Source organism: Actinomadura litoris (genome assembly GCF_009733595.1).
Classification (GTDB): Bacteria; Actinomycetota; Actinomycetes; order Streptosporangiales; family Streptosporangiaceae; genus Spirillospora; species Spirillospora litoris.
The window spans coordinates 184,358-203,790 of record NZ_WOFH01000010.1 but is presented as its reverse complement, the minus strand read 5'-3'; the positions used below and the strand labels follow the sequence as shown (position 1 = coordinate 203,790).

18 protein-coding genes are annotated in these 19,433 nt (G+C 73.0%); 6 read left to right on the top strand and 12 right to left on the bottom strand.

Annotated elements, in window-relative coordinates; genetic code table 11:
* Window positions 1–618, top strand: a complete 618-nt coding sequence (locus GNZ18_RS26875; protein WP_156219327.1) for a putative glycolipid-binding domain-containing protein — start codon at window positions 1–3, stop codon at window positions 616–618.
* Window positions 619–648: 30 nt separating this feature from the next.
* Here GNZ18_RS26875 and GNZ18_RS26870 read toward each other — a convergent pair whose 3' ends face one another.
* Window positions 649–2,241, bottom strand: coding sequence for a M20/M25/M40 family metallo-hydrolase (locus GNZ18_RS26870; protein WP_156219326.1), 1,593 nt, complete (start codon window positions 2,239–2,241; stop codon window positions 649–651).
* 316 nt (window positions 2,242–2,557) lie between these two features.
* Between GNZ18_RS26870 and GNZ18_RS26865 the strand changes: the two genes are divergently transcribed.
* On the top strand, window positions 2,558–3,838 hold the full coding sequence (locus GNZ18_RS26865; RefSeq protein WP_156219325.1) for an ABC transporter ATP-binding protein: 1,281 nt from the start codon (window positions 2,558–2,560) through the stop codon (window positions 3,836–3,838).
* Here the strand turns inward: GNZ18_RS26865 and pdxR are convergent.
* Window positions 3,819–5,237, bottom strand: a complete 1,419-nt coding sequence (gene pdxR / locus GNZ18_RS26860) for a MocR-like pyridoxine biosynthesis transcription factor PdxR (protein ID WP_214617642.1) — start codon at window positions 5,235–5,237, stop codon at window positions 3,819–3,821. The two genes, GNZ18_RS26865 and pdxR, sit on opposite strands and share 20 nt — an antisense overlap.
* 82 nt (window positions 5,238–5,319) lie before the next feature.
* Between pdxR and GNZ18_RS26855 the strand changes: the two genes are divergently transcribed.
* A complete protein-coding gene (locus GNZ18_RS26855; protein WP_156219324.1) occupies window positions 5,320–5,910 on the top strand; it encodes a TIGR03086 family metal-binding protein in 591 nt (196 codons plus the stop codon).
* The gene (locus tag GNZ18_RS26850; protein ID WP_156219323.1) at window positions 5,907–6,332 is read left to right on the top strand and encodes a hypothetical protein; all 426 of its coding nucleotides are present in this window, start codon (window positions 5,907–5,909) and stop codon (window positions 6,330–6,332) included. Before GNZ18_RS26855 ends, GNZ18_RS26850 begins: the two co-directional genes overlap by 4 nt.
* Window positions 6,333–6,348: 16 nt before the next feature.
* Here the strand turns inward: GNZ18_RS26850 and GNZ18_RS26845 are convergent, their stop codons facing one another.
* Together GNZ18_RS26845 and GNZ18_RS26840 are read right to left on the bottom strand one after the other, a co-directional pair.
* A complete protein-coding gene (locus tag GNZ18_RS26845) occupies window positions 6,349–6,744 on the bottom strand; it encodes a MerR family transcriptional regulator (protein ID WP_312874760.1) in 396 nt (131 codons plus the stop codon).
* Window positions 6,745–6,777: 33 nt separating this feature from the next.
* Complete coding sequence (locus tag GNZ18_RS26840) at window positions 6,778–7,146, bottom strand: MerR family transcriptional regulator (RefSeq protein ID WP_156219322.1); 369 nt, start codon at window positions 7,144–7,146, stop codon at window positions 6,778–6,780.
* A 61-nt stretch (window positions 7,147–7,207) separates the two neighbouring features.
* Between GNZ18_RS26840 and GNZ18_RS26835 the strand changes: the two genes are divergently transcribed.
* Both GNZ18_RS26835 and GNZ18_RS26830 read left to right on the top strand, forming a co-directional pair.
* Window positions 7,208–8,314, top strand: coding sequence for an alkene reductase (locus GNZ18_RS26835; protein WP_156219321.1), 1,107 nt, complete (start codon window positions 7,208–7,210; stop codon window positions 8,312–8,314).
* A gap of 171 nt (window positions 8,315–8,485) precedes the next feature.
* Window positions 8,486–9,352 carry an LLM class F420-dependent oxidoreductase gene (locus GNZ18_RS26830; RefSeq protein ID WP_156219320.1) on the top strand — a complete coding sequence of 289 codons (867 nt, stop codon included), beginning with the start codon at window positions 8,486–8,488 and terminating at the stop codon, window positions 9,350–9,352.
* A 75-nt stretch (window positions 9,353–9,427) separates the two neighbouring features.
* On the opposite strand, the gene GNZ18_RS26825 is transcribed toward GNZ18_RS26830, so the two are convergent.
* The 8 genes from GNZ18_RS26825 to ppdK all read right to left on the bottom strand — a co-directional run bounded on the left by GNZ18_RS26825 (window position 9,428) and on the right by ppdK (window position 19,109).
* Window positions 9,428–9,856, bottom strand: coding sequence for a carboxymuconolactone decarboxylase family protein (locus GNZ18_RS26825; protein ID WP_216651456.1), 429 nt, complete (start codon window positions 9,854–9,856; stop codon window positions 9,428–9,430).
* 93 nt (window positions 9,857–9,949) lie between these two features.
* Complete coding sequence (sigJ, locus tag GNZ18_RS26820) at window positions 9,950–10,864, bottom strand: RNA polymerase sigma factor SigJ (protein ID WP_156219318.1); 915 nt, start codon at window positions 10,862–10,864, stop codon at window positions 9,950–9,952.
* Between the two features lie 43 nt (window positions 10,865–10,907).
* Window positions 10,908–11,360: a GtrA family protein gene (locus tag GNZ18_RS26815; protein WP_156219475.1), complete on the bottom strand. Its 453-nt coding sequence runs from the start codon at window positions 11,358–11,360 to the stop codon at window positions 10,908–10,910.
* 65 nt (window positions 11,361–11,425) lie between these two features.
* Window positions 11,426–12,604: an MFS transporter gene (locus GNZ18_RS26810; RefSeq protein ID WP_312874759.1), complete on the bottom strand. Its 1,179-nt coding sequence runs from the start codon at window positions 12,602–12,604 to the stop codon at window positions 11,426–11,428.
* Window positions 12,605–12,722: 118 nt separating this feature from the next.
* Window positions 12,723–13,952 carry an NAD(P)/FAD-dependent oxidoreductase gene (locus GNZ18_RS26805; RefSeq protein WP_156219316.1) on the bottom strand — a complete coding sequence of 410 codons (1,230 nt, stop codon included), beginning with the start codon at window positions 13,950–13,952 and terminating at the stop codon, window positions 12,723–12,725.
* Between the two features lie 126 nt (window positions 13,953–14,078).
* Window positions 14,079–15,365: a deoxyguanosinetriphosphate triphosphohydrolase gene (locus GNZ18_RS26800; protein WP_156219315.1), complete on the bottom strand. Its 1,287-nt coding sequence runs from the start codon at window positions 15,363–15,365 to the stop codon at window positions 14,079–14,081.
* Window positions 15,366–15,454: 89 nt separating this feature from the next.
* The gene (locus tag GNZ18_RS26795; RefSeq protein ID WP_246250461.1) at window positions 15,455–16,255 is read right to left on the bottom strand and encodes a YdcF family protein; all 801 of its coding nucleotides are present in this window, start codon (window positions 16,253–16,255) and stop codon (window positions 15,455–15,457) included.
* A 133-nt stretch (window positions 16,256–16,388) separates the two neighbouring features.
* On the bottom strand, window positions 16,389–19,109 hold the full coding sequence (ppdK, locus tag GNZ18_RS26790) for a pyruvate, phosphate dikinase (RefSeq protein WP_312874758.1): 2,721 nt from the start codon (window positions 19,107–19,109) through the stop codon (window positions 16,389–16,391).
* Window positions 19,110–19,433 lie beyond the last annotated feature (324 nt).

The following is a 19,433-nucleotide window of genomic DNA, read 5'->3' as shown; positions in this document are numbered from 1 at the left end:
ATGAGGAGATCGCTGGTGTGGGTGAAGCCGGAGGGCGCGGAACTCGCGGAGGCCGAGCTGGGCCAGGGTCGGATGGCCGCGACCGGGACGGCCGTCGGCGGGGACCCGCTCCCCTACCGCCTGGAGTACGAGCTGACGACGGGCGACCGGTACGTGACGGCGCGGCTGGCCGTCCGGGCGACGGGCGTGGACGCCCGCACCGGCCCGTGGCGCAGATGGCTGGAACTGGTCAACCGGCCCGAGGGCGAGTGGAAGGTGACGGCCCGCGCCGAGGGGCACGTGCCGATGCCGCCGCCGGGCGGGGACGCGACCGTGCTGCGCGGCGCCCTGGACTGCGACCTCGGCCTGTCGCCGCTCACCAACACGATGCCGGTGTTGCGCGACGGCCTGCTGGACGGCGTGCCGGGCCCCGCCGCCTCGGGCGAGTACCTGATGGCGTGGGTATCGGTCCCGGACCTGGTGGTGACGCCGTCCCGGCAGAGGTACACCTTCCTCCGCCGGGACGGCGACCGGAGCGTGGTCCGCTTCTCCAGCCCGGGGTTCACCGAGGAGATCGTCTTCGACCGGGACGGCCTGGTCGTCGACTACCCCGCGATCGGCCGGGCCGTGCGGCCCTGAGCCGTACGGCCCTGAGCCGTGCGGCGGCCGCTAGCGGACCCGGAGCCGGTCGAACAGCCGGTACATGAACTCCGTGCCCTGCTGGAGCGCGGCGACGGAGATCCGCTCGTCGTTGCCGTGCATCGTGACGAGCTGGTCGTTGTCGAGGACGTAGGGGTAGACGCCGTAGCCGGGCACGCCCCGCGACGTCCACGGCCCCAGGCTCGTCCCCGCCTCGAACAGCGCGGGCGCGAACACCGCGCCCGGGTAGGTCTTCGCGGCGGCGGCGCTGATCGCGGTGTAGAGCGGCGAGTCGATGCTGGAGGGCGCCTTGGCGGACGTCGCGTCCAGCCGCTTGAGCGCGTCCTCCTCGGACTCGCCGGGGTTCCCCGCGAGCCTCACGGTCACGTCCCGGCCCGCGAGCCGCTTGCGGAACTCGGCCAGGAACTCGCGCGGACGCTGCCCGCCCGGCACGCCCCGGCAGTTGAGGCGCAGCGTGGCGGTGGAGGGGATGACGTTCTCCTTGTAGCCCGCGTCCTCGATGACGAACGCGTGCGTCGTGCGCAGCAGCGCGCTGTGCAGCCAGGGATAGGAACTGCGCTTGACGACCAGCGCCGCCGCCCGCTCCCGGGCGTGCTGCGAGCGCGCCGAGAGCAGGAGCCGCAGCGCCCGCTGGAACGGCGCGTCACGGGTCGCCTTGGCCAGCGCGGTGAAGTACTCGCGGGTGACGGGGGTCAGCGCGACCGGCGCCAGCCAGGTGTCGACGGCGGCCACCGCGCGCGAGAGCCTGGCGATGGCCGAGTCCGGGTTGGGTTTGGAGGAGTGGGTGGCGGTGCCGTTCGCGACGAGGTCGAGGTTGAAGTAGACCTTGTCCTGGCGGGTGACGGTGATCAGCATGGGCGTCCTCTGGTCCTTCTGGGCGAGGAACCAGCCGCCCTCCGTGAGGACCATGCCCGCGTTGATCTTGTCCCAGTGGTTCTGGGCGAGCCATCCGGAGCCGTACGGCCCGGACTCCTCGTCGCAGTCGGTGAGGACGATGATGTCCCGGTCGAACCGCCCGCCCTCCTTGAGGTGGCGCAGGAGCGCGGTGATGAACGCGGCGTTGGCGCCCTTCATGTCGAGCGCCCCGCGCCCGTAGACCTCGCCGTCCCTCACCACCCCGGCGAACGGGTCGACGGACCATTTGTCACGTTCCACAGGGACGACGTCGGAGTGGCCGAGCAGCAGCAGCGGGGGCGCCGCGGTGGTGCCCTTGATCCGGGCGATGAGGTGGACGTTGTCCTTCTTCGGCGTCGGGACGATCTCGGCGGAGACCCCCGCCGACTCCCAGACGGACTTCAGCATCTCCGCGTGCGGGCGGGTGACGCCGCCCTCGCCGAAGTTCTGCGTGTCGAAGGCCAGCATGCGCTTGAGCAGGGCGAGCGGGTCGAGGTCGGCCGGGGCGATCCCGGCGCTCGCGCCCGCCGCCGGCGCCGCGCGGCCGCCGGGCGAGGCGGCGGCCGTGCCGCCCGCGAGCGCGCCGCCCGCGAGCAGGACGGCGCCCGCCCCGGTGTGGTGCAGGAAGGCGCGCCGGGAGAACCTCGGGGACGCGCCGGACGGGGGGTCGTCGCTGTGGTGGGAGTCGGCCGGTGGGGAGACGGACATGGAGAGCTCCTCCTGAACCCTGGACGGGTGGCCCTGGACGGGCCGGGCGGGAACCCGGCGCCCGCGCCGAGCCGTCAGGGAGCCCCCGCGCGGTTCGCCGCCCCCGCCCTGCCACGCAGCCTCGCACGAACGGGAGATGATCTCCAGGAGGACCCGCAAGGGCGGGAACGGCCTTGACTTCGGCAAAGACCCCTAATTTCGGTCCTGGCCGAACCCGGCCTGGTTAACCGCGAGTAACTCCGGGTGGGCTATGGACAAACGCTGCGTCGCACGATGCAATGACGCACCAAAGTTCGACCCACCCCAGGCGGCGCCCATGACCGATGTTGTGCTCGACGGCGTCGAGAAGGTCTACCCCAGCGGCCACACCGCCGTGCGCAACATGCGGCTGCGCATCAACGACGGCGAGCTGTTCGTCCTCCTCGGCCCGTCCGGCTGCGGCAAGTCCACGATCCTGCGCATGATCGCCGGGCTGGAGGAGATCACCTCCGGGATCCTGTGGCTGAACGGAGCCGTCGCCAACGAGCTCCAACCCCGGGATCGGAACGTGGCAATGGTGTTCCAGGAGGGCGCGCTCTACCCGCACCGCACCGTCCGGGGCAACATGATGTTCCCGCTGGAGGTGTCGGGCGACGACCGCGCCCAGGCGACCGCGAAGGTCGTCGAGCTGGCCCGCGCGCTCGGCCTCAACACGATGATCGACCGGCTGCCGGGCACGCTGTCGGGCGGGCAGCGCCAGCGCGCCGCGATCGGGCGGGCGCTGATCCGCGAGCCGTCGCTGTTCCTGATGGACGAGCCGCTGTCCAGCCTGGACGCGGGCCTGCGCACCGAGCTGCGCGTCGAGATCGCCGCGTTGGTACGCTCCAGCGGCACCACCACCGTCTACGTCACCCACGACCAGGTCGAGGCCATGACGATGGCCGACCGCATGGCGGTGCTGCGCGACGGCGTCCTGGAGGACGTCGGCACGCCCGAGCAGGTCTACGCCGACCCCGCGACGGCGTTCGTCGCGGCGTTCCTCAGCAACCCGCCGATGAACATGTTCCAGGCGACGCTGTGGGCGGTCGAGGGCGAGGGCCTGCTGCTCGACCTCGGCCCGCAGCGCCTCAACCTCCCCTGGGACGACCCGCGCGCCGCGTCGCTGATCAGCCACCACGGGCAGTCGGTGATCGTCGGCATCCGGCCCGACACGCTGGTCCCGATCGAGGCGGGCTCCCCGGCGCGTCCCGGCACCGTCCTGTCCGGGCAGGTGCGGGCCCTTGAGTTCCACGGGCACGAGTGGCTCGCCTACGCCGAGGCGGGCATCCCGACCGTCGAGGCGAGCGAGGTCGGACGGGTCGCGCCGCCCGCCCCGCCCGAGCCCGAGCCGACCCGCCTCGTCGACCGGCTCCGCGCCCTGCTGGGCGGGCGCGCCGAGGGCGGCGGCGAGCCCGCGCCCGAGGAGCACGCCGGCCACCACCGCCGCTCCGACCTGATCTTCCGCGCCGGGCCCGGCGGCCGCCCGAACCGCGGCGACCGCGTCGCGCTGACCGTCGACCTGGACCGGATCCTGCTGTTCGGCGCCGACGGCCGCCGCGTCACACCCGTCCCGCGATGACCTCGCGCAGCCGCCCGAACCCCGCGTCGATCTCCGGCAGCGTCACGGCCCCGTAGCCGAGCACCAGGCCCGGCCCGCCCCGCCCGGTGACGGCGAACTCCGACAGCGCGAACAGCCCGATCCCCTCGGCGAGGGCGCGGCGGGCGAGCGCCGCGTCGTCCGTCCCGTCCGGGAGGGTGGCGCTGAGGTGCAGCCCCGCCACCGACGGGATGACCGTGAGCCCGCTGCCGGACGCGGCGCCGACCAGCTCCGTGATCCGCTCGTGCCGCGCCTGGTACTCGCGCCGCGACCGGCGGAGGTGGCGCGCCAGCAGGCCCTCGTCGATGAACCGGGCGAGCGCCGCCTGCGTCGGCATGTCCGCGTGCCAGGACGAGACGTAGCGCGCCATGCGGAACGCCCGGTGCAGCGACGGGGGCGCCACCAGGAACCCCAGCCGCAGCACCGGGCGCATGATCTTGGAGAACGTGCCCATGTAGAGCACCCGGCCGTCCTCGTCGAGGCTCTGCAGCGGCTCGATCGGGCGTCCCGCGTAGCGGTACTCGGTGTCGTAGTCGTCCTCGACGACCACCACGTCGCGCCGCCGCGCCCAGTCGAGCAGCGCCCGCCGCCTCGGCAGCGACATCGGCATGCCCAGCGGGAACTGGTGGGACGGCGTGACGTAGACGGCCCGCGCGTCCTCCGGGAGCGCGTCGACCCGCAGGCCCTCCGCGTCCACCGGAACGCCCCGCACCCGCATCCCCGCCGCCGTCAGCAGCAGCCGCGCGGGCGGGTACCCCGGGTCCTCGACGGCCACCACGTCCCCCGGCTCCAGCAGCACCCGCACGATCAGGTCCAGGGCCTGCTGGATCCCCGAGGTGACGACGACGTCGCCCGCCCCGGCCCGCACCGACCGCGAGACCCCGACGTGCCGGGCGATGGCCCGCCGCAGGTCGAGCAGCCCCGCGGGGTCGCCCGCCGCGGCCGGGTCGTCCAGCGCCGACGGCCGCAGCCGCCCCGCCATGATCCGCCGCCACGACTCGTAGGGGAACAGCCGCACGTCGGGGACCCCGACGCGGAAGTCCCACCGCACGCCCGGCGTCCACGCGGGCCACACCGTGATCTCGTCCCAGATCGGCCGCGGCCGCAGCGGCGACGCCTCCGGCGCCCCCCGCGACACCGGCCCGGCCTCCTGGACGAACGTCCCGGCGCCCACCCGCCCGTCGAGGAACCCCTCCGCCGTCAGCCGGTCGTAGGCGACCGCGACCGTGTTGCGGGAGATCTCCAGCCGCCGCGCCAGCTCCCGCGTCGGCGGCAGCGCCTCGCCCGCGCGCAGCCGCCCGTCCAGGATCGCCGCGCGGAGCTGCCGGTAGATCTGCCCGGCGAGGTCCTTGCGGCCCTCCAGGCTCACATGCAGATCCACGCCCCGACCCTAAATCGGCTCAGCCAATTCCTGCAATTTTGGCCCTGTACTTGGGCCTCTCCGGGTTCCTAGCGTGGGCACCATGCTTTCCGAACTACTGAACACCGACTTCCGCCCCCTGGACCGGAAGGCGTGCGACCTCTACCTCTCCGCCGTCGAGCAGGTGCGGCCCGCGCAGCTCGCACTCCCGACCCCCTGCGCCGACTGGACCCTGCACGGCCTGCTCCGCCACCAGGTCAGCCAGGACGAGGGCTTCGCCGCCGCCGCGCGCGGTGAGGGCGCCCGCCTCTCCCACTGGCGCGACGGGGACCTCGGCACCGACCACGTCGCCGCCGCGAAGACGTCCGCCGAACTCGTCACGGCCGCCTTCGCCGAGGCGTCCCTGGACCAGGAGTTCATCCTCCCCGAGGTCCGCGAGGGCGGCGGCTTCCCCGCCGCCCTGGCGATCAGCTTCCACTTCGTCGACCTGGTCGTCCACGCCTGGGACGTCGCCACCGCGATCGGCGCCCCCTGGGAGCCGTCCGAGGAGCTGCTCACCGCGTCCCTCAAGGTCGCCGCCATCGTCCCCGACGACGGCCGCGGCCCCGGCGCGAGCTTCGACAGGCCCGTCGCGTCCGCCCCGGGCGACGCCCCCGGCAGGCGCCTGCTCAGCCTCCTCGGCCGCACGCCATGAGGATCTGGAGGACCCACTGGACCCGCGGCCCCGTCGCCGCCGAGGGCACGGTCCTGGTCAGCGTCACCGACTTCACCGGCAGGGCCCGCGACTTCCCGGCGATCTACAAGGCCGGGATGGACCTCCGCCGCGCCTGGCCCGACATGGAGGGCGCCGTCGGCCTCTGGCTCTGGGCGAGCCCCGGCCGCCGCCGCACCGGCTCGGTCTCGGTCTGGCGCGGCGAGGCCGACCTGCTCCGCTTCGTCGGCTGGAAACCGCACGTCGCGATCATGCGCCGCTTCCGCGACCGGGGCACCCTCGTCTCCCACACCTGGGAGACCGACGACTTCGCCCCGCCCACGACCTGGGCCCGCGCGGAGGAACTCCTGACCGGCACGCGCCGGCCGCCGCTGACCGCGACGAGCGGGGGCCGTAGCGGTTGAACGGGGGCGGGTGGGGTCAGGCGCCCGCGTGCACGGCCTCGGCCGGAGCGGCCTCGCAGAGCGACCCCTGGTAGAAGCCGATCTTCCAGTGGATCTGCTCCTGCTGCTCGCGCAGCCGGGCGATCTGCTCCTCCACCCGCCGATCGTGGTCCCGCAGCAGCTCAAGACGCTCCTGGACGGTCCCGTCGCCGCCCCGGGCGAGCTCGGAGTAGCGCAGCATCTCCGCGATCGGCATCCCGGTCTCGCGCAGGCACCGCAACATCCTCAGCCACACCAGGTCGTCGTCGCTGAACACCCGCCGACCGGACGAGTTGCGCGCGATGTCCGCCAGCAACCCGATCTTCTCGTAGTAGCGCAACGTGTCGATGCTGAACCCGCTCTTCTCAGCGGTCTCTGCCGGGGAGTAGCTCACCCGCCCAGAATCGCACCTGGAGCACACTCCAGGTCAACCGGCCGGCGTGCCCGTCCCGCCGTCCCGCCGGGCGCCGTCGATGACGGCGTCCAGGAGCGAGCGGGAGCGCCGCAGATCCTCGATCATGCGATCGATGCGGTCCCGCTCCACCATCAACTCGCCCACCAGGGACTCGCCCGCCGGACCCTCCCCGCACAGCGAGGGCAGCAGCGTGACGATCTTCGAGCTGCACAGACCCGCGGCGTAGAGCTCCTGGATCCGCCGCACCCGGGCCACCGCCGTCTCCGCGTACTCCCGGTGCCCGCCCGGCGTCCGCTCGGCGGGCAGCAGGCCCTCCTGCTCGTAGTAGCGCAACGAGCGCCCGCTGACGCCCGTACGCCGGGCCAGCTCACCGATTCGCATGATGCAGATCACATCATTTCCCTTTGATTCTTACATCGGCGTCAACTTCTACGTTAACCGCATGACGCACGAAACGATCGCCTCCCCCCTCCTCACACCCGCCCGCCTCGGCACGCACGAGCTGGCGAACCGCCTGGTCGTCGCCCCCATGACCCGCACCCGCGCGAAGCGCGACGGCACCCCCACCCCGCTCATGGCCGAGTACTACGCCCAGCGCGCCACGGCCGGAGCGATCATCGCCGAGGCGGCCACCCCGAACGCGGCCGGCCAGACGTATCCGAACATCACCGCCCTGCACACCGACGCCCACACCGACGGATGGCGCCAGGTCACCAGGGCCGTCCGAGCCGCCGGCGGCGGCCCGATGTTCCTCCAGATCCAGCACGGCGGACGCATCGGGCACCCCGACACCAGCGGCCTCACCCCCATGGCCCCCTCACCGATCCCGCTGCCCGACCCGATCCACACCCCGTCGGGCCTCCAGCAGGCGGTCACCCCACGCGAGATGACCCCCGACGACATCAGGCAGACCATCGACGACTTCGCGCGCACCGCCCGCCGCGCCGTCGAGGCGGGCTTCGCCGGGGTCGAGGTCCACAGCGCCAACGGCTACCTGCTGCACCAGTTCCTGGCCGCCGGCACTAACCGGCGCACCGACGCCTACGGCGGAGGCATCGACAACCGCATCCGCTTCACCACCGAGGTCGTCGCCGCCGTCGCGGCCGCGATCGGCGCCGAGCGCACCGGCCTGCGCGTCTCCCCCGGCAAGGCCGTCAACGGCATCACCGAGACCGATACCGACGACCTCTACCCGGCCCTGATCGAGGCCACCGGCGAAGATCTCGCCTACCTGCACATCGCCTTCGCCGACCCGGCCCGGCCGCTCTTCGCCCGGCTGCGCGGACTCCGGACCGGCACACTGATCGCCAACCCCGTCCTGCCCGCCGAGCGGATCCCCGCCGACGGCGGCCGGGAGGCCGCCGAACGCCTCCTGGACGCCGGCGCCGACCTCATCGCCCTGGGCCGCCCCTTCCTCGCCAATCCCGACCTGGTCGACCGCATCCGCACCGGCGCCCCGGTCAACGCCGTCCGCGCCGAGTACACGATGTACACCGGCGGCCCCACCGGTTATACCGACTACCCCACCCTGAACCCCGCGGACCGGTGATGTGACCGGACCACGGGCTGGAAGGTGACGACCAACCCCGGCCGGTTCCGCGAGGGGCGATTCATGATCTGGACGGGTGGCGCGCCGCCTCCGCGGTTTGACCTGGAGTGGACTCCAGATCGCATAGTTGCCTCACGACGACCACTGGCGAGGAGCCGGAGAGGATCTTCCATGCGTATCGGGATTCAGGTTCCCAGCTTCACCTACCCCGGCGGCCCGGAACAGATCGGGCCGACGTTCGGCCGGATCGCCCGTGAGGCCGACGAGGCGGGCCTGCACTCGTTCTGGGTGATGGACCATTTCTTCCAGATCCACCAGGTGGGGCCGTCGGAGGAGCCGATGCTGGAGGCCTACTCGTCCCTCGCGTACGCGGCGGCGCTGACGGAGCGGATCACGCTCGGTGCGCTGGTCACGGGTGTCACCTACCGGCATCCCGGCATCCTGGTCAAAACCGTGACGACGCTGGACGTCCTCTCAGGCGGTCGGGCGTGGCTGGGCATAGGCGCGGCGTGGAACGACGAGGAGTCGAGAGGGCTCGGCGTCGCCTTCCCGCCGACGGCGGAGAGGTTCGAGCGGCTGGAGGAGACGCTGAAGATCGCCGGTCGGATGTGGAGGGGCGACGAATCGCCGTTCAAAGGCAGGCACTTCGAGCTGGAGCGCCCGCTGAACTCTCCACCCGCCGTCCGGCGCCCCCATCCGCCCGTCCTCATCGGCGGCGGCGGCGAGAAGAAGACGCTGCGGTTCGTCGCCAAGTACGCCGACGCGTGCAACCTCTCCGACAACGACGAGCTGCCGAGGAAGCTGGACGTGCTGCGCGAGCACTGCGACCGGGAAGGGCGCGACTACGACGAGATCGAGAAGACGACGATCACCGCCGCGGACGAGCCCTCGGTCGGTGCCGCCGTGGACACCATCGGGCGTCTGGCCGAGCGCGGCGTCGACCACGTGATCTTCAGTCAGCTCACCGGCCAGGAGTTGACCGCGATACTGGCGGAGGCCCTGCCGCAGACCGAGAAGATCACCCCGGCCGGCCGGTGAGCCGACCGGCCGGGAAGGAGCCCCGCGCGCCGTACGCCCTCGGACGAAGGCGCGCGGGGCGGCCCTAGGGCAGGATCAACGAGGGGTGGGTTCGAGCCGCAACGGCACCCCGAACAGGTTGAGCGCGTTGATCAGCGATACCAGCGCGACGAGATCACCGCGCTCGCGCGGGTCCGGGTAGTGCTTGCACAGCTCCTCCCAGAGTTCGTCACTGACCGGCTCGCGGCGGGTGACGGCCTCGGTGTAGGCGAGGGCGGCACGCTCCGCCTCGCTGTAGAGGTATGAATTGCGCCAGATGGTCGTGTGGTGCATGCGCTCCTCGGTGTCGCCCTTCGCACGGGCGTCTCTGATGTGGATGTCGACGCAGTACGCGCAGCCGTTCAGCTGCGACGCGCGGATCTTGATGAGCTCCTGCACCTTGCCGTCCAGCGGCCCCTTCCGGATGAGGCGTGCCAGGTTCATGAACCCGCTGTAGACCTCGGGTGTCGCTTCCTGCAAGAGCATGCGTGCCATGGTCGCTCCCTCGTGGACGTCGCTGTCGCCAGGGAGACGCCGCAGGCCGCTCACCTGTGACAGCGGACGAGCCAGGGAGAACGACTACCGCGAGCGGACGTGGAGCGTGGGGAGCTTGTCGGGGTTGATCACGCGGCGGTAGGCGGTGATGCGCCCGTTCTCGATCTCCACGGTGTCGATGGCCCGGACACGGTGGCCGCCCGGCCCTCCGGGACCGATGGCGCCGAGGACGAGCAGCGCCGGTTCGCCGTTGACCTCGGCCGGAGTGAAGCGCACCGACTTCTGCCGCCCGACCCGCAGCAGGATGGCGGCGACCCGTGCCGCGCCCCGGATGATCTTGCGGGCGGCGAAGACCTTGCCGCCGCCGTCCGTCGTGTAGGTCGCGTCCGGGTCGAGCAGCTCCATCAGCGCCGTCGCGTCGCCCTTCTCGTAGGCGGCGCGGAACGCGGTGAGCACCCGCTCCCGCTCGGTCCGCGACGGCGGACGGGCGGGACGCGCGGCCGCGACCTTGCGCCCGGCGCGGGAGGCGAGTTGGCGGCACGCGGCGGGCGACTTCCCGAGCACCTCGGCGATCTGCTCGTAGGGCACGTCGAACGCGCGGCGCAGGACGAAGGCGACCCGCTCGGGCGGCGACAGCTCCTCCAGGACCAGCATCATCGCGGTGCCGACGGTGTCGTCCACGAGGACCTTGTCGGCGATGTCGGGGCCGGTCAGCAGCGGTTCGGGCAGCCACGGCCCGACGTAGTCGACGCGGCGCGCGCGGGCGGTGCCGAGCACGTCGTAGGCGCGGCGCGCGGCGACGGTGACGAGCCAGGCCCGCAGGTCGCGGACGTCGTCCAGCGACTCCTGGGCGGCGGCGCGCAGCCAGACGTCCTGGACGATGTCCTCGGCGTCGGCGACGCTGCCGGTGACGCGGTAGGCGACGCCGAACACGGCGGGGCGGTGCCGGTCCCACTCGTCGTCGAGCCGGCTCGGCCGGTCCTGGAGGTTCGTGCTCATGATGTGTACGACCCCGCCGCGGCGCGGAGCATTCCCGGCCGGCTCAGGCGGTCGCGGGCGTGAAGACCCATTTCCGGTACGACCAGTAGCGGAACGCGGCGCCGAACCCGACGCCCGCCAGCAGCCCGAGGTTGTAGGACAGGCCGCCGTGCAGGCCGAGGGTGTAGTAGGTGAAGCCGGTGCAGAGGACCTGGATCAGCAGGCCGACGCCGTTGAGCGCGAAGAAGACGACGACCTCGCGGCCGGAGCCGTCGCTGTCGCGGTGCCGGAAGGTCCAGAAGCGGTTGGCGAGGTAGGAGGTGATCGTGGACACCACGGTCGGCACCACGACGCTCGTCACGGGGCTGCCGCCGAGCCAGGCGCGCATCAGGTTCGCGCCGAAGATCGTGATGAGGGTACCGACGCCTCCCACGAAGCCGAAGCTCAGCAGCTCGCGAAAGAACGTGCGGTAGGCCGAGGCGGACGCGACCGATTTGACCGGTCTTGACCGCTGCATGGTGCTCACTCGCCCAGACCTTACCCGAGCGGTACATACGCCAAGGTCACAACCCGGGCAAAAGATCAGCCGCCGGCGGTGGCGGCGGCCGGGGCCAGCAGGAATATCAGGCCGACGAGCGCGACCGGGACGGCCAGCGCCCAGCCGAGCCCGACGCCCTGCGCGACGAAGCCGATGACGGGCGGCCCGCCGAGCAGCCCGCCGTAGCCGATGGCGGTGACGCGGGAGATGCCGGTCGCGGCGGGGACGCCGGGCACGTTCCCGGCGGCGCTGAAGGTGACGGGCGCGACGACGGCGACACCGAGCCCGAACAGCGTGAACCCGGCCACGGCGGCGACCGGGTCGTGGGCGGCGAGCCCGAGGGCGAGGCCGCCGGCGGCGAGCAGCGACCCGGCGCGCATCACCCGGACGGGACCGAACCGCGCGACGACCCGGTCCCCGGTGAGCCGCCCGAGGGTCATGGCGACCGCGCAGCCGGCGAAGCCGAGCCCCGCGGTCCCGGGCCCGGTGCCGAGGTTCTCCCGCAGGTAGATCGCGCTCCAGTCGGCCATGGCGCCCTCGCCGACGAAGGAGCACAGGCCGATGATCCCGAGCGTCAGGAGCAGCCACCTGCGGGCCGGGCCGGGCGGATCACCGCCGGTCGCGGCCGGCGGTGCCTCGGGCACGAGGTCGGCGGAACGATCCAGCAGATTCCGGCAGCCGACCAGCAGGACCACCGCCAGGACGACCGTCGCCGCGGGGAGATGCGCCGCGACCGGGACGTGGGCGTGCGCCGCGGCGGAGCCCACGAGGGCGGCCACGAGGGTCCCGATGCTGAACCAGCCGTGCATGCCCGACATCAGGGGCCGCCCGTAGTCGCGTTCGACGGCGACGCCCTGGGCGTTCATGGCCACGTCCATCACGCCGAGCGCGGCCCCGAACAGCAGCAGGGCGAACAGCAGCGCGCCGAGGTTCCAGGCGAGCCCGAGCGGGATGAGCGACAGCGCCCCCGCGAACCCGCCCAGCAGCGTCGTCGTGCGGCTGCCCAGGCGGGCGACGAGCGACCCGGTGAACCGGACGGCGATGGCGACCCCGACGGGCGCGCCGAGCAGCGCGACGCCCATCGCGCCCTCGCCCAGCCCGAGGTTCTCCTTGATCTGGGGGATCCGGGGGACCCAGGTGACCCCGATCAGCCCGTGGACGGTGAACGCCACCGTCACCGCGACCCGTGCCCGGACGGGCGGCGCGATCTCCTCCGTCACCACCCGGCCGACCCTACGTGCCCCGGCTCCCGCGCGGAACCGGTCCCGGACGAAAAAGATCATCGCCTCAGGTAGAGCCCACCGGAAAGCGGAGTCCGCGGAGCCGGACCCTCGAAGAGAACTACGGGACCAGGTCGGCGAGGGGCGTTCCGGGGTCGGTCAGGCGGGCCTTGTCGACGGCCTGGCCGGAGCGGATCAGGGCCTGGACGTCGCCGGTCACGTCCCACACGTTGACGTTCATGCCGCCGACCACCCGGCCGCCCGACAGCCAGAACGCGATGAACTCGCGGCCCTCGACGTCCCCCCGGTGGACGACCTCGTCGTACTCGCCGGGCGAGGCGACCCCCGACATCTCCATGCCCAGGTCGTACTGGTCGGAGAAGAAGTAGGGGACGCGGTCGTAGCTGACGTCCCGCCCGAGCATGGCGCGCGCGGCGGCGGGGCCGCCGTTCAGCGCGTTCGCCCAGTGCTCGACCCGGACCCGGCGGCCGAGCAGCGGGTTGTAGGCGTTGGCGACGTCCCCGGCGGCGTGGACGTCGGGGTCGGACGTGCGGAGCGAGGCGTCGACGAGCACGCCGTCGGAGACCTCCAGGCCCGCCTCCTCCGCGAGCCGGGTGTTGGGCCGGACGCCGATGCCGACGATCACCACGTCCGCCGGGATCTCGGCGCCGCCCGAGGTGACGACCGCCGACACCTGCCCCGCGCCCCAGAACCCGGCGACGCCCTGGTCGAGCCGCAGGTCGACGCCGTGCTCGCGGTGCAGCGCGGCGAACATCCCGCCGATCTCGGGGCCGACGGAGGCGTGCAGCGGGGCGGGCTCCGGCTCGATCACCGTCACGTCGTTGCCGTAGGCGCGCGCCGCGGCGGCGGTCTCCAGCCCGATCCAGCCGGCCCCGGCGACGACCACGCGGCGGCCGCCGTGCGCGATCGCCTGCTTCAGCGCGGCCGAGTCGGCCATGCTGCGCAGGTAGTGGATGCCCTGGAGCCTGGCGCCGGGGACCTCCAGGCGCCGCGGGGAGGCGCCGGTCGCCAGCAGCAGCTTGTCGTAGCCCACCGGCTCCTTGGTCGACAGCCGCACCTCGTGCGCGGCCGGGTCGATGGAGGCGACCGCGACGCCGAGCCGCAGCTCGACGTCGTGCTTGTCGTACCAGTCGGCCTCGTGGACGTGGGCCTTGTCGCGCGGTTCCTTGTCGAGGAGGAAGCCCTTGGACAGCGGGGGCCGCTCGTAGGGGCGCTCGATCTCCTCGCCGACCAGCACCACCCGTCCGGCGAAGCCCTCCTCGCGGAGCGTCTCGGCCGCCTTGGCCCCGGCCAGGCCGGCGCCTGCGATGACGAACGTCCCCTCGGGCATGACGACCTCCTGTAGGTGACCCCTTCTCATCCGGACTGCCCTACTGCGTCGTCCCTACAGCGGCCTCTGAGCTGAGACGAGAGTCATCGTCCGCGTGCCGGAGCGTGCGCCCCGGCGCCTTCCACGCTAGCTCAGCGGGGTCTCGCCGCCGAGCATGGCGTGCCGGGCGACCGCCGAGAGATCGGTCAGCGAGGCGATCTGGTCGATGACGGCGCGCAGCCGGGCGGCGTCGTCGGCCGCGGCGGTGAACGCCTCCCGGAACCCGGCGTCGAGGGTCTCGGGCGCCCCGGCGACCATCATCTCGGCCAGCTCGGTGACCAGCGTCCGCTGCCGGGCCCTGACCTCCTCGTGGCTGATCCACACGTAGTGCGCCGTGATGCCCTTGAGCAGGGCGTTCTCCAGCCGCTGCGCGCGCGGGACGATCAGCTGCGCCGCGTACCGGGTGAGCGGGCGGGGGCCGTAGGCCTCCCGGGTCGCGGTCTCGGCGGCGAGGCAGAACCGCCCGATGAGCGTGCTGGTGAGGTTCTTGAGGGCGGCGAGGCTGCGCGGGGTGCCGTCGTAGCGGTCGGGCCAGTACGGCTCGGCGAGCAGCGTCGTGAACCGCTCCTCCAGCTCCGCGAGGTCGGCGTCGGCGCAGTACAGCTTGGTGGCGGTGGCGGCGACCAGGCGCCGCTCGGCGGGGTCGGCGAGCCGCGCGAAGTCGATGTGCCCGGCGACCAGCGCGTCCTCCAGGTCGTGGACGGAGTAGGCGACGTCGTCGCTCCAGTCCATGACCTGCGCCTCGAAGCACGGGCGGCCCTCGGGGGCGCCCTCCCGGACCCAGGCGGCGACGTCGCGGTCGTCGTCGTACACGCCGAACTTGCCGTTGACCGCCTCGTCCTGCGCCCACGGGTACTTCATCGCCGCGTCCAGGGCGGCGCGGGTGAGGTTGAGGCCGACGCTGCGGCCGTGCAGGGGCGGGCCGTCCGGCGCGAACGACTTGGGCTCCAGCCGGGTCAGGACGCGCAGGCTCTGCGCGTTGCCCTCGAACCCGCCGCAGTCGCGGGCGACGATGTCGAGCGCGAACTCGCCGTTGTGCCCGAACGGCGGATGCCCGATGTCGTGGGACAGGCACGCGGTCTCGACGAGGTCGGGGTCGCAGCCGAGGGACTTGCCGAGCTCCCGGCCCACCTGCGCGCACTCCAGCGAGTGGGTCAGCCGGGTGCGCAGGCTCTGCACGGTGTCGGCGCCCGCGTCGGCGCCGGGCGAGGCGACCTGGGTCTTGGCGGCGAGCCTGCGCAGCGCGGCGCTGTGCAGGACGCGGGCGCGGTCGCGCTCGAACGCGGTCCGGTCGCGGCGCTTGGCGGGCTCGGGCGCCCACCGCCGCCGGTCGCCCGCCGAGTAGCCGCGGCCGCGCTCAGCTTGGTCGGTCATACTCGTCCAGTACCCGCTTGATCGGTCATGTGCCTCAAGGATAGGACCGGGCCGTGACGGCGGGGTGGCGATCGGGAAAGGCCACCGTGTCAGGGACTCGGCGTCCCGGTGGGCGACCCGCCGGGCGACGCGGGCGCCGTCGGGTCACCGTGGATGATCTTGATGGTCTCGCTGGGCGTCTTCACGCTCTTGCCCAGCAGGACGTAGGACAGGTAGCCGCCCGTCTCCCGCACGATGTACTGGAACTGGGTGTCGCGGGTCTGGACGCTCGGGCCGCTGCGGGTGGGCGACGCGGCGGCGTGGATGCCGTTGTCCTCGGCCATCCGCTTGGAGCGCAGCCCGTGCCAGGGGTCGGTGACGATCACGCCGGACGACCAGTGCAGCCGCTCGAACTCCTTGCCGACCGCCTTGAAGCTCTCCAGCGTGTCGCGCCCGACCGGCACCGCGACGACCTTGGAGGCCGGGACGCCGCCCTTGCGGATCAGCCACTTCCGGCCGGACTCGGCCTCGGTGAAGTTGTCGCCGGGCGCCTTGCCGCCCACGGTGACGATCGCGGGCGCCACGCCGGCGCGGTAGAGGTCGAGGGCGTGCTGGAGCCGCCATTGCAGCGTCGGGGACGGGACGCCGTTGTACTGCGCGGCGCCGAGCACGATGATCGCGTCGGAGCGGGGCCGCTCGTCCTGGCGGGCCTGGTACCAGACCCGCGCGGCGACGGTCAGCGGCGTCAGCACGGCGATGGCGACGATCCCGGCGATGACGGCCAGCGGCACCGTGACCCAGAGCGGGCGCCTGCGCCGCCCGGCGGGTGCCCCGTCGCCCTCGGAACCGTGGTCGGCCTCGCCGCGCGGGCGTACGTCCTCGTCGTCCGGCTCCAGGTCCGGCAACCCCATTTCCACCGTCATCGCATCGGCCACGTTAGTGAGATGGTCCGCCGCGCGTGCGAAGTTCACAAGTCCGGCGTGTCGTCCCCGCCACATTCCGTTCCCGGCGCCGGAGGCGCACGGGGACGACACGCCCGATCGGCTAGCGGCTGTCGCCGCCCCCGGAGGCTCCGCCCGCCCCCGCGGCCGCCGCCTCGATCGCCGCGCGGCCCGCCTCCAGCCGGGCGACCGGGATGCGGAACGGCGAGCAGGACACGTAGTCCAGCCCGACCTCGTGGCAGAAGTGGACGGAGTCGGGGTCGCCGCCGTGCTCGCCGCAGATCCCGAGCTTGATCCCGGGCCGCGCCCTGCGGCCCTCCTCGGCGGCGATGCGGACGAGCCGCCCGACGCCGTCGCGGTCGAGGGTCTCGAACGGCGACACGCCGAAGATGCCGAGCTCCAGGTAGCGGGAGAAGAACGCGGCCTCGACGTCGTCGCGGGAGAAGCCCCAGGTCGTCTGCGTGAGGTCGTTGGTGCCGAAGGAGAAGAACTCGGCGGCCTCGGCGATCTGCCCGGCGGTCAGCGCGGCCCTGGGCAGCTCGATCATCGTGCCGATCAGCGCCGGGACGTCGACCCCGGTGGCGTCGCGCACCTCGTCCAAAATGGCGCGGGCCTCCTCGCGGACGGCCTCCAGCTCCTGCACGGCGCCCACGAGCGGGATCATGATCTCCGGACGGGGGTCGCCGCCCACCCGCCGCCGCGACGCCGCGGCCTCGGCTATCGCTCGAACCTGCATCGAGAACAGCCCGGGAATCGCCAAACCCAGGCGCACACCCCGCAGTCCCAACATAGGGTTCTGTTCGTGCAGTCGGTTGACTGCGTCGAGCAGTCTCCGGTCCTGCGGGTCCGCGCCGTCCCCGGCGAGGGCCACCCTGACCGACAGCTCGGTGATGTCGGGGAGGAACTCGTGCAGCGGCGGGTCGATGAGCCGGATCGTGACCGGCAGCCCGTCCATGGCCTCGAAGATGCCCTCGAAGTCCTGCCGCTGGAGCGGTTCGAGGGCGTCCAGCGCCGCCCGGCGGCCGGCGTCGTCCTCGGCGAGGATCAGCTTCTCCACGAGCCGCCGGCGGTCGCCGAGGAACATGTGCTCGGTGCGGCAGAGCCCGATCCCGGCGGCGCCGAAGCGGCGGGCGCGGGCGGAGTCCTCGGGGTTGTCGGCGTTCGCGCGGACCTTCAGCGCGGCCCGCGCGTCGGCGTGCGCCATGATCCGGTCGACGGCCTCGACCAGCTCGCCGCCGCCCGCCGCGGTCAGCCCGCCCTCGAAGTAGCGGACGACGGGAGAGTCCTCCACGGGCACCTCGCCGAGGTAGACCTCGCCGGACGAGCCGTCGATGGAGATCACCTCGCCCTCCCCCACGGTGACGCCGCCGGGCGCGGTGAAGCGCCCCGCCTTGACGTCCACGTCCAGCTCCTCGGCGCCGCAGACGCACGTCTTGCCCATGCCGCGCGCGACGACGGCGGCGTGCGAGGTCTTGCCGCCCCGGGAGGTCAGCACGCCCTTGGCCGCGACCATCCCGGCGAGGTCGTCGGGGTTGGTCTCGCGGCGGACGAGGATGACGTCCTCGCCGCGCCCGGCCAGCTCCACGGCCCGCTCGGAGGTGAACACGGCCTTGCCGACGGCGGCGCCGGGCGAGGCGTTCATGCCCTTGGTCAGCCTGGTGACGTCGCCGACCTCCTCGCCGGTGGCGAAGCGCGGGAACATGAGCTGGGCGAGCTGGCCGCCGGTGACGCGGCGGGTCGCCTCGTCCACGTCGATGAGGCCCTGGTCGAGGAGCTGGCAGGCGATGCGGAACGCGGCGCCGGCGGTGCGCTTGCCGACCCGGGTCTGGAGCATCCACAGCTTGCCGCGCTCGATCGTGAACTCGATGTCGCACATGTCGCGGTAGTGGTTCTCCAGCGTCTCCATGATCTCCAGGAGGCGGTCGTAGGAGTCCCTGTCGATGCGCTCCAGCTCGGTCAGCGGCACCGTGTTGCGGATGCCGGCGACGACGTCCTCGCCCTGCGCGTTCTGGAGGTAGTCGCCGTAGACGCCCTGCTGCCCGGTCGCGGGGTCGCGGGTGAAGGCGACGCCCGTCCCCGAGTCCGCGCCGAGGTTGCCGAAGACCATCGAGCAGATGTTCACGGCGGTGCCGAGGTCGACGGGGATGCGCTCCTGGCGGCGGTACAGGATCGCGCGGGGGGCGTTCCAGGAGTCGAACACGGCGGCGACGGCGAGGTCCATCTGCTCGCGCGGGTCAGCGGGGAACTCCCGTCCCGCCCGGTCGCGCACGATGCCCTTGAAGCGCCCGACGAGCTCGCGGTAGTCCTCCGCGAGCAGGTCGGCGTCGTCCTTGGTGCCGCGGGCCTCCTTGACGTCCTCGACCGCGTCCTCGAAGAGGTCGCCGTCGATGCCGAGGACGGTCTTGCCGAACATCTGGATCAGCCGCCGGTAGGAGTCCCACGCGAACCGCTCGTCGCCCGACTGGGCGGCGAGGCCGCGCACCGACTCGTCGTTCAGCCCGACGTTGAGGACGGTCTCCATCATCCCCGGCATGCTGAACTTGGCCCCCGACCGCACGCTGACCAGCAGCGGGTCGTCGGGGTGGCCGAGCCGCTTGCCCATCGCCCGCTCCAGCGCGGCGAGGTGCCGGTCCACCTCGTCCGCCAGCCCCTCGGGCGGCGACCCGTGCGCGAGGTAGTGCCGGCACGCCTCCGCGGTGATCGTGAATCCGGGAGGGACCGGCAGGCCGAGGTTGGTCATCTCGGCCAGGTTGGCGCCCTTGCCTCCCAGCAGATCCTTGAGGTCCTTGTTTCCCTCAGTGAAGTCGTACACGAACTTCGCCACGGGGAGCTCCTTCTCGCTCCGGTTCCACCCAGCGGCAGTGCCGGACCCCGCTCCCCCGGGGACGGCCGCCGTCGCGACTCCCCAGGCGACGGTGTCTGCGCAGGCGACGGCGTTTCCCCAGGCGGCGGACGGTCCGCTGCCCTGTTTGCCCGGACTGTACCCGCGATGTCGGGTCTTGCTCGGCGCCCCGTCCTCGGCAGCGCGTCTGCCCAGCTCAGAGGCCGGATAGTGGTCTAATCCAGTCCACCGGGACGGTTGCCGGGACGGGCGGGGAAGCCGCGGTCGGACGGCAGGACGGGCGAGGGGGCACCCCCGCCCGCCGTG

Bases quoted from the DNA above. Each gene is read 5' to 3' on its own strand.
- GNZ18_RS26875 (WP_156219327.1), top strand. From the start codon at position 1: ATGAGGAGATCGCTGGTGTGGGTGAAGCCGGAGGGCGCGGAACTCGCG.
- GNZ18_RS26870 (WP_156219326.1), bottom strand. From the start codon at position 2,241: ATGTCCGTCTCCCCACCGGCCGACTCCCACCACAGCGACGACCCCCCG.
- GNZ18_RS26865 (WP_156219325.1), top strand. From the start codon at position 2,558: ATGACCGATGTTGTGCTCGACGGCGTCGAGAAGGTCTACCCCAGCGGC.
- GNZ18_RS26855 (WP_156219324.1), top strand. From the start codon at position 5,320: ATGCTTTCCGAACTACTGAACACCGACTTCCGCCCCCTGGACCGGAAG.
- GNZ18_RS26850 (WP_156219323.1), top strand. From the start codon at position 5,907: ATGAGGATCTGGAGGACCCACTGGACCCGCGGCCCCGTCGCCGCCGAG.
- GNZ18_RS26840 (WP_156219322.1), bottom strand. From the start codon at position 7,146: ATGCGAATCGGTGAGCTGGCCCGGCGTACGGGCGTCAGCGGGCGCTCG.
- GNZ18_RS26835 (WP_156219321.1), top strand. From the start codon at position 7,208: ATGACGCACGAAACGATCGCCTCCCCCCTCCTCACACCCGCCCGCCTC.
- GNZ18_RS26830 (WP_156219320.1), top strand. From the start codon at position 8,486: ATGCGTATCGGGATTCAGGTTCCCAGCTTCACCTACCCCGGCGGCCCG.
- GNZ18_RS26825 (WP_216651456.1), bottom strand. From the start codon at position 9,856: ATGCTCTTGCAGGAAGCGACACCCGAGGTCTACAGCGGGTTCATGAAC.
- sigJ (WP_156219318.1), bottom strand. From the start codon at position 10,864: ATGAGCACGAACCTCCAGGACCGGCCGAGCCGGCTCGACGACGAGTGG.
- GNZ18_RS26815 (WP_156219475.1), bottom strand. From the start codon at position 11,360: ATGCAGCGGTCAAGACCGGTCAAATCGGTCGCGTCCGCCTCGGCCTAC.
- GNZ18_RS26805 (WP_156219316.1), bottom strand. From the start codon at position 13,952: ATGCCCGAGGGGACGTTCGTCATCGCAGGCGCCGGCCTGGCCGGGGCC.
- GNZ18_RS26800 (WP_156219315.1), bottom strand. From the start codon at position 15,365: ATGACCGACCAAGCTGAGCGCGGCCGCGGCTACTCGGCGGGCGACCGG.
- GNZ18_RS26795 (WP_246250461.1), bottom strand. From the start codon at position 16,255: ATGGGGTTGCCGGACCTGGAGCCGGACGACGAGGACGTACGCCCGCGC.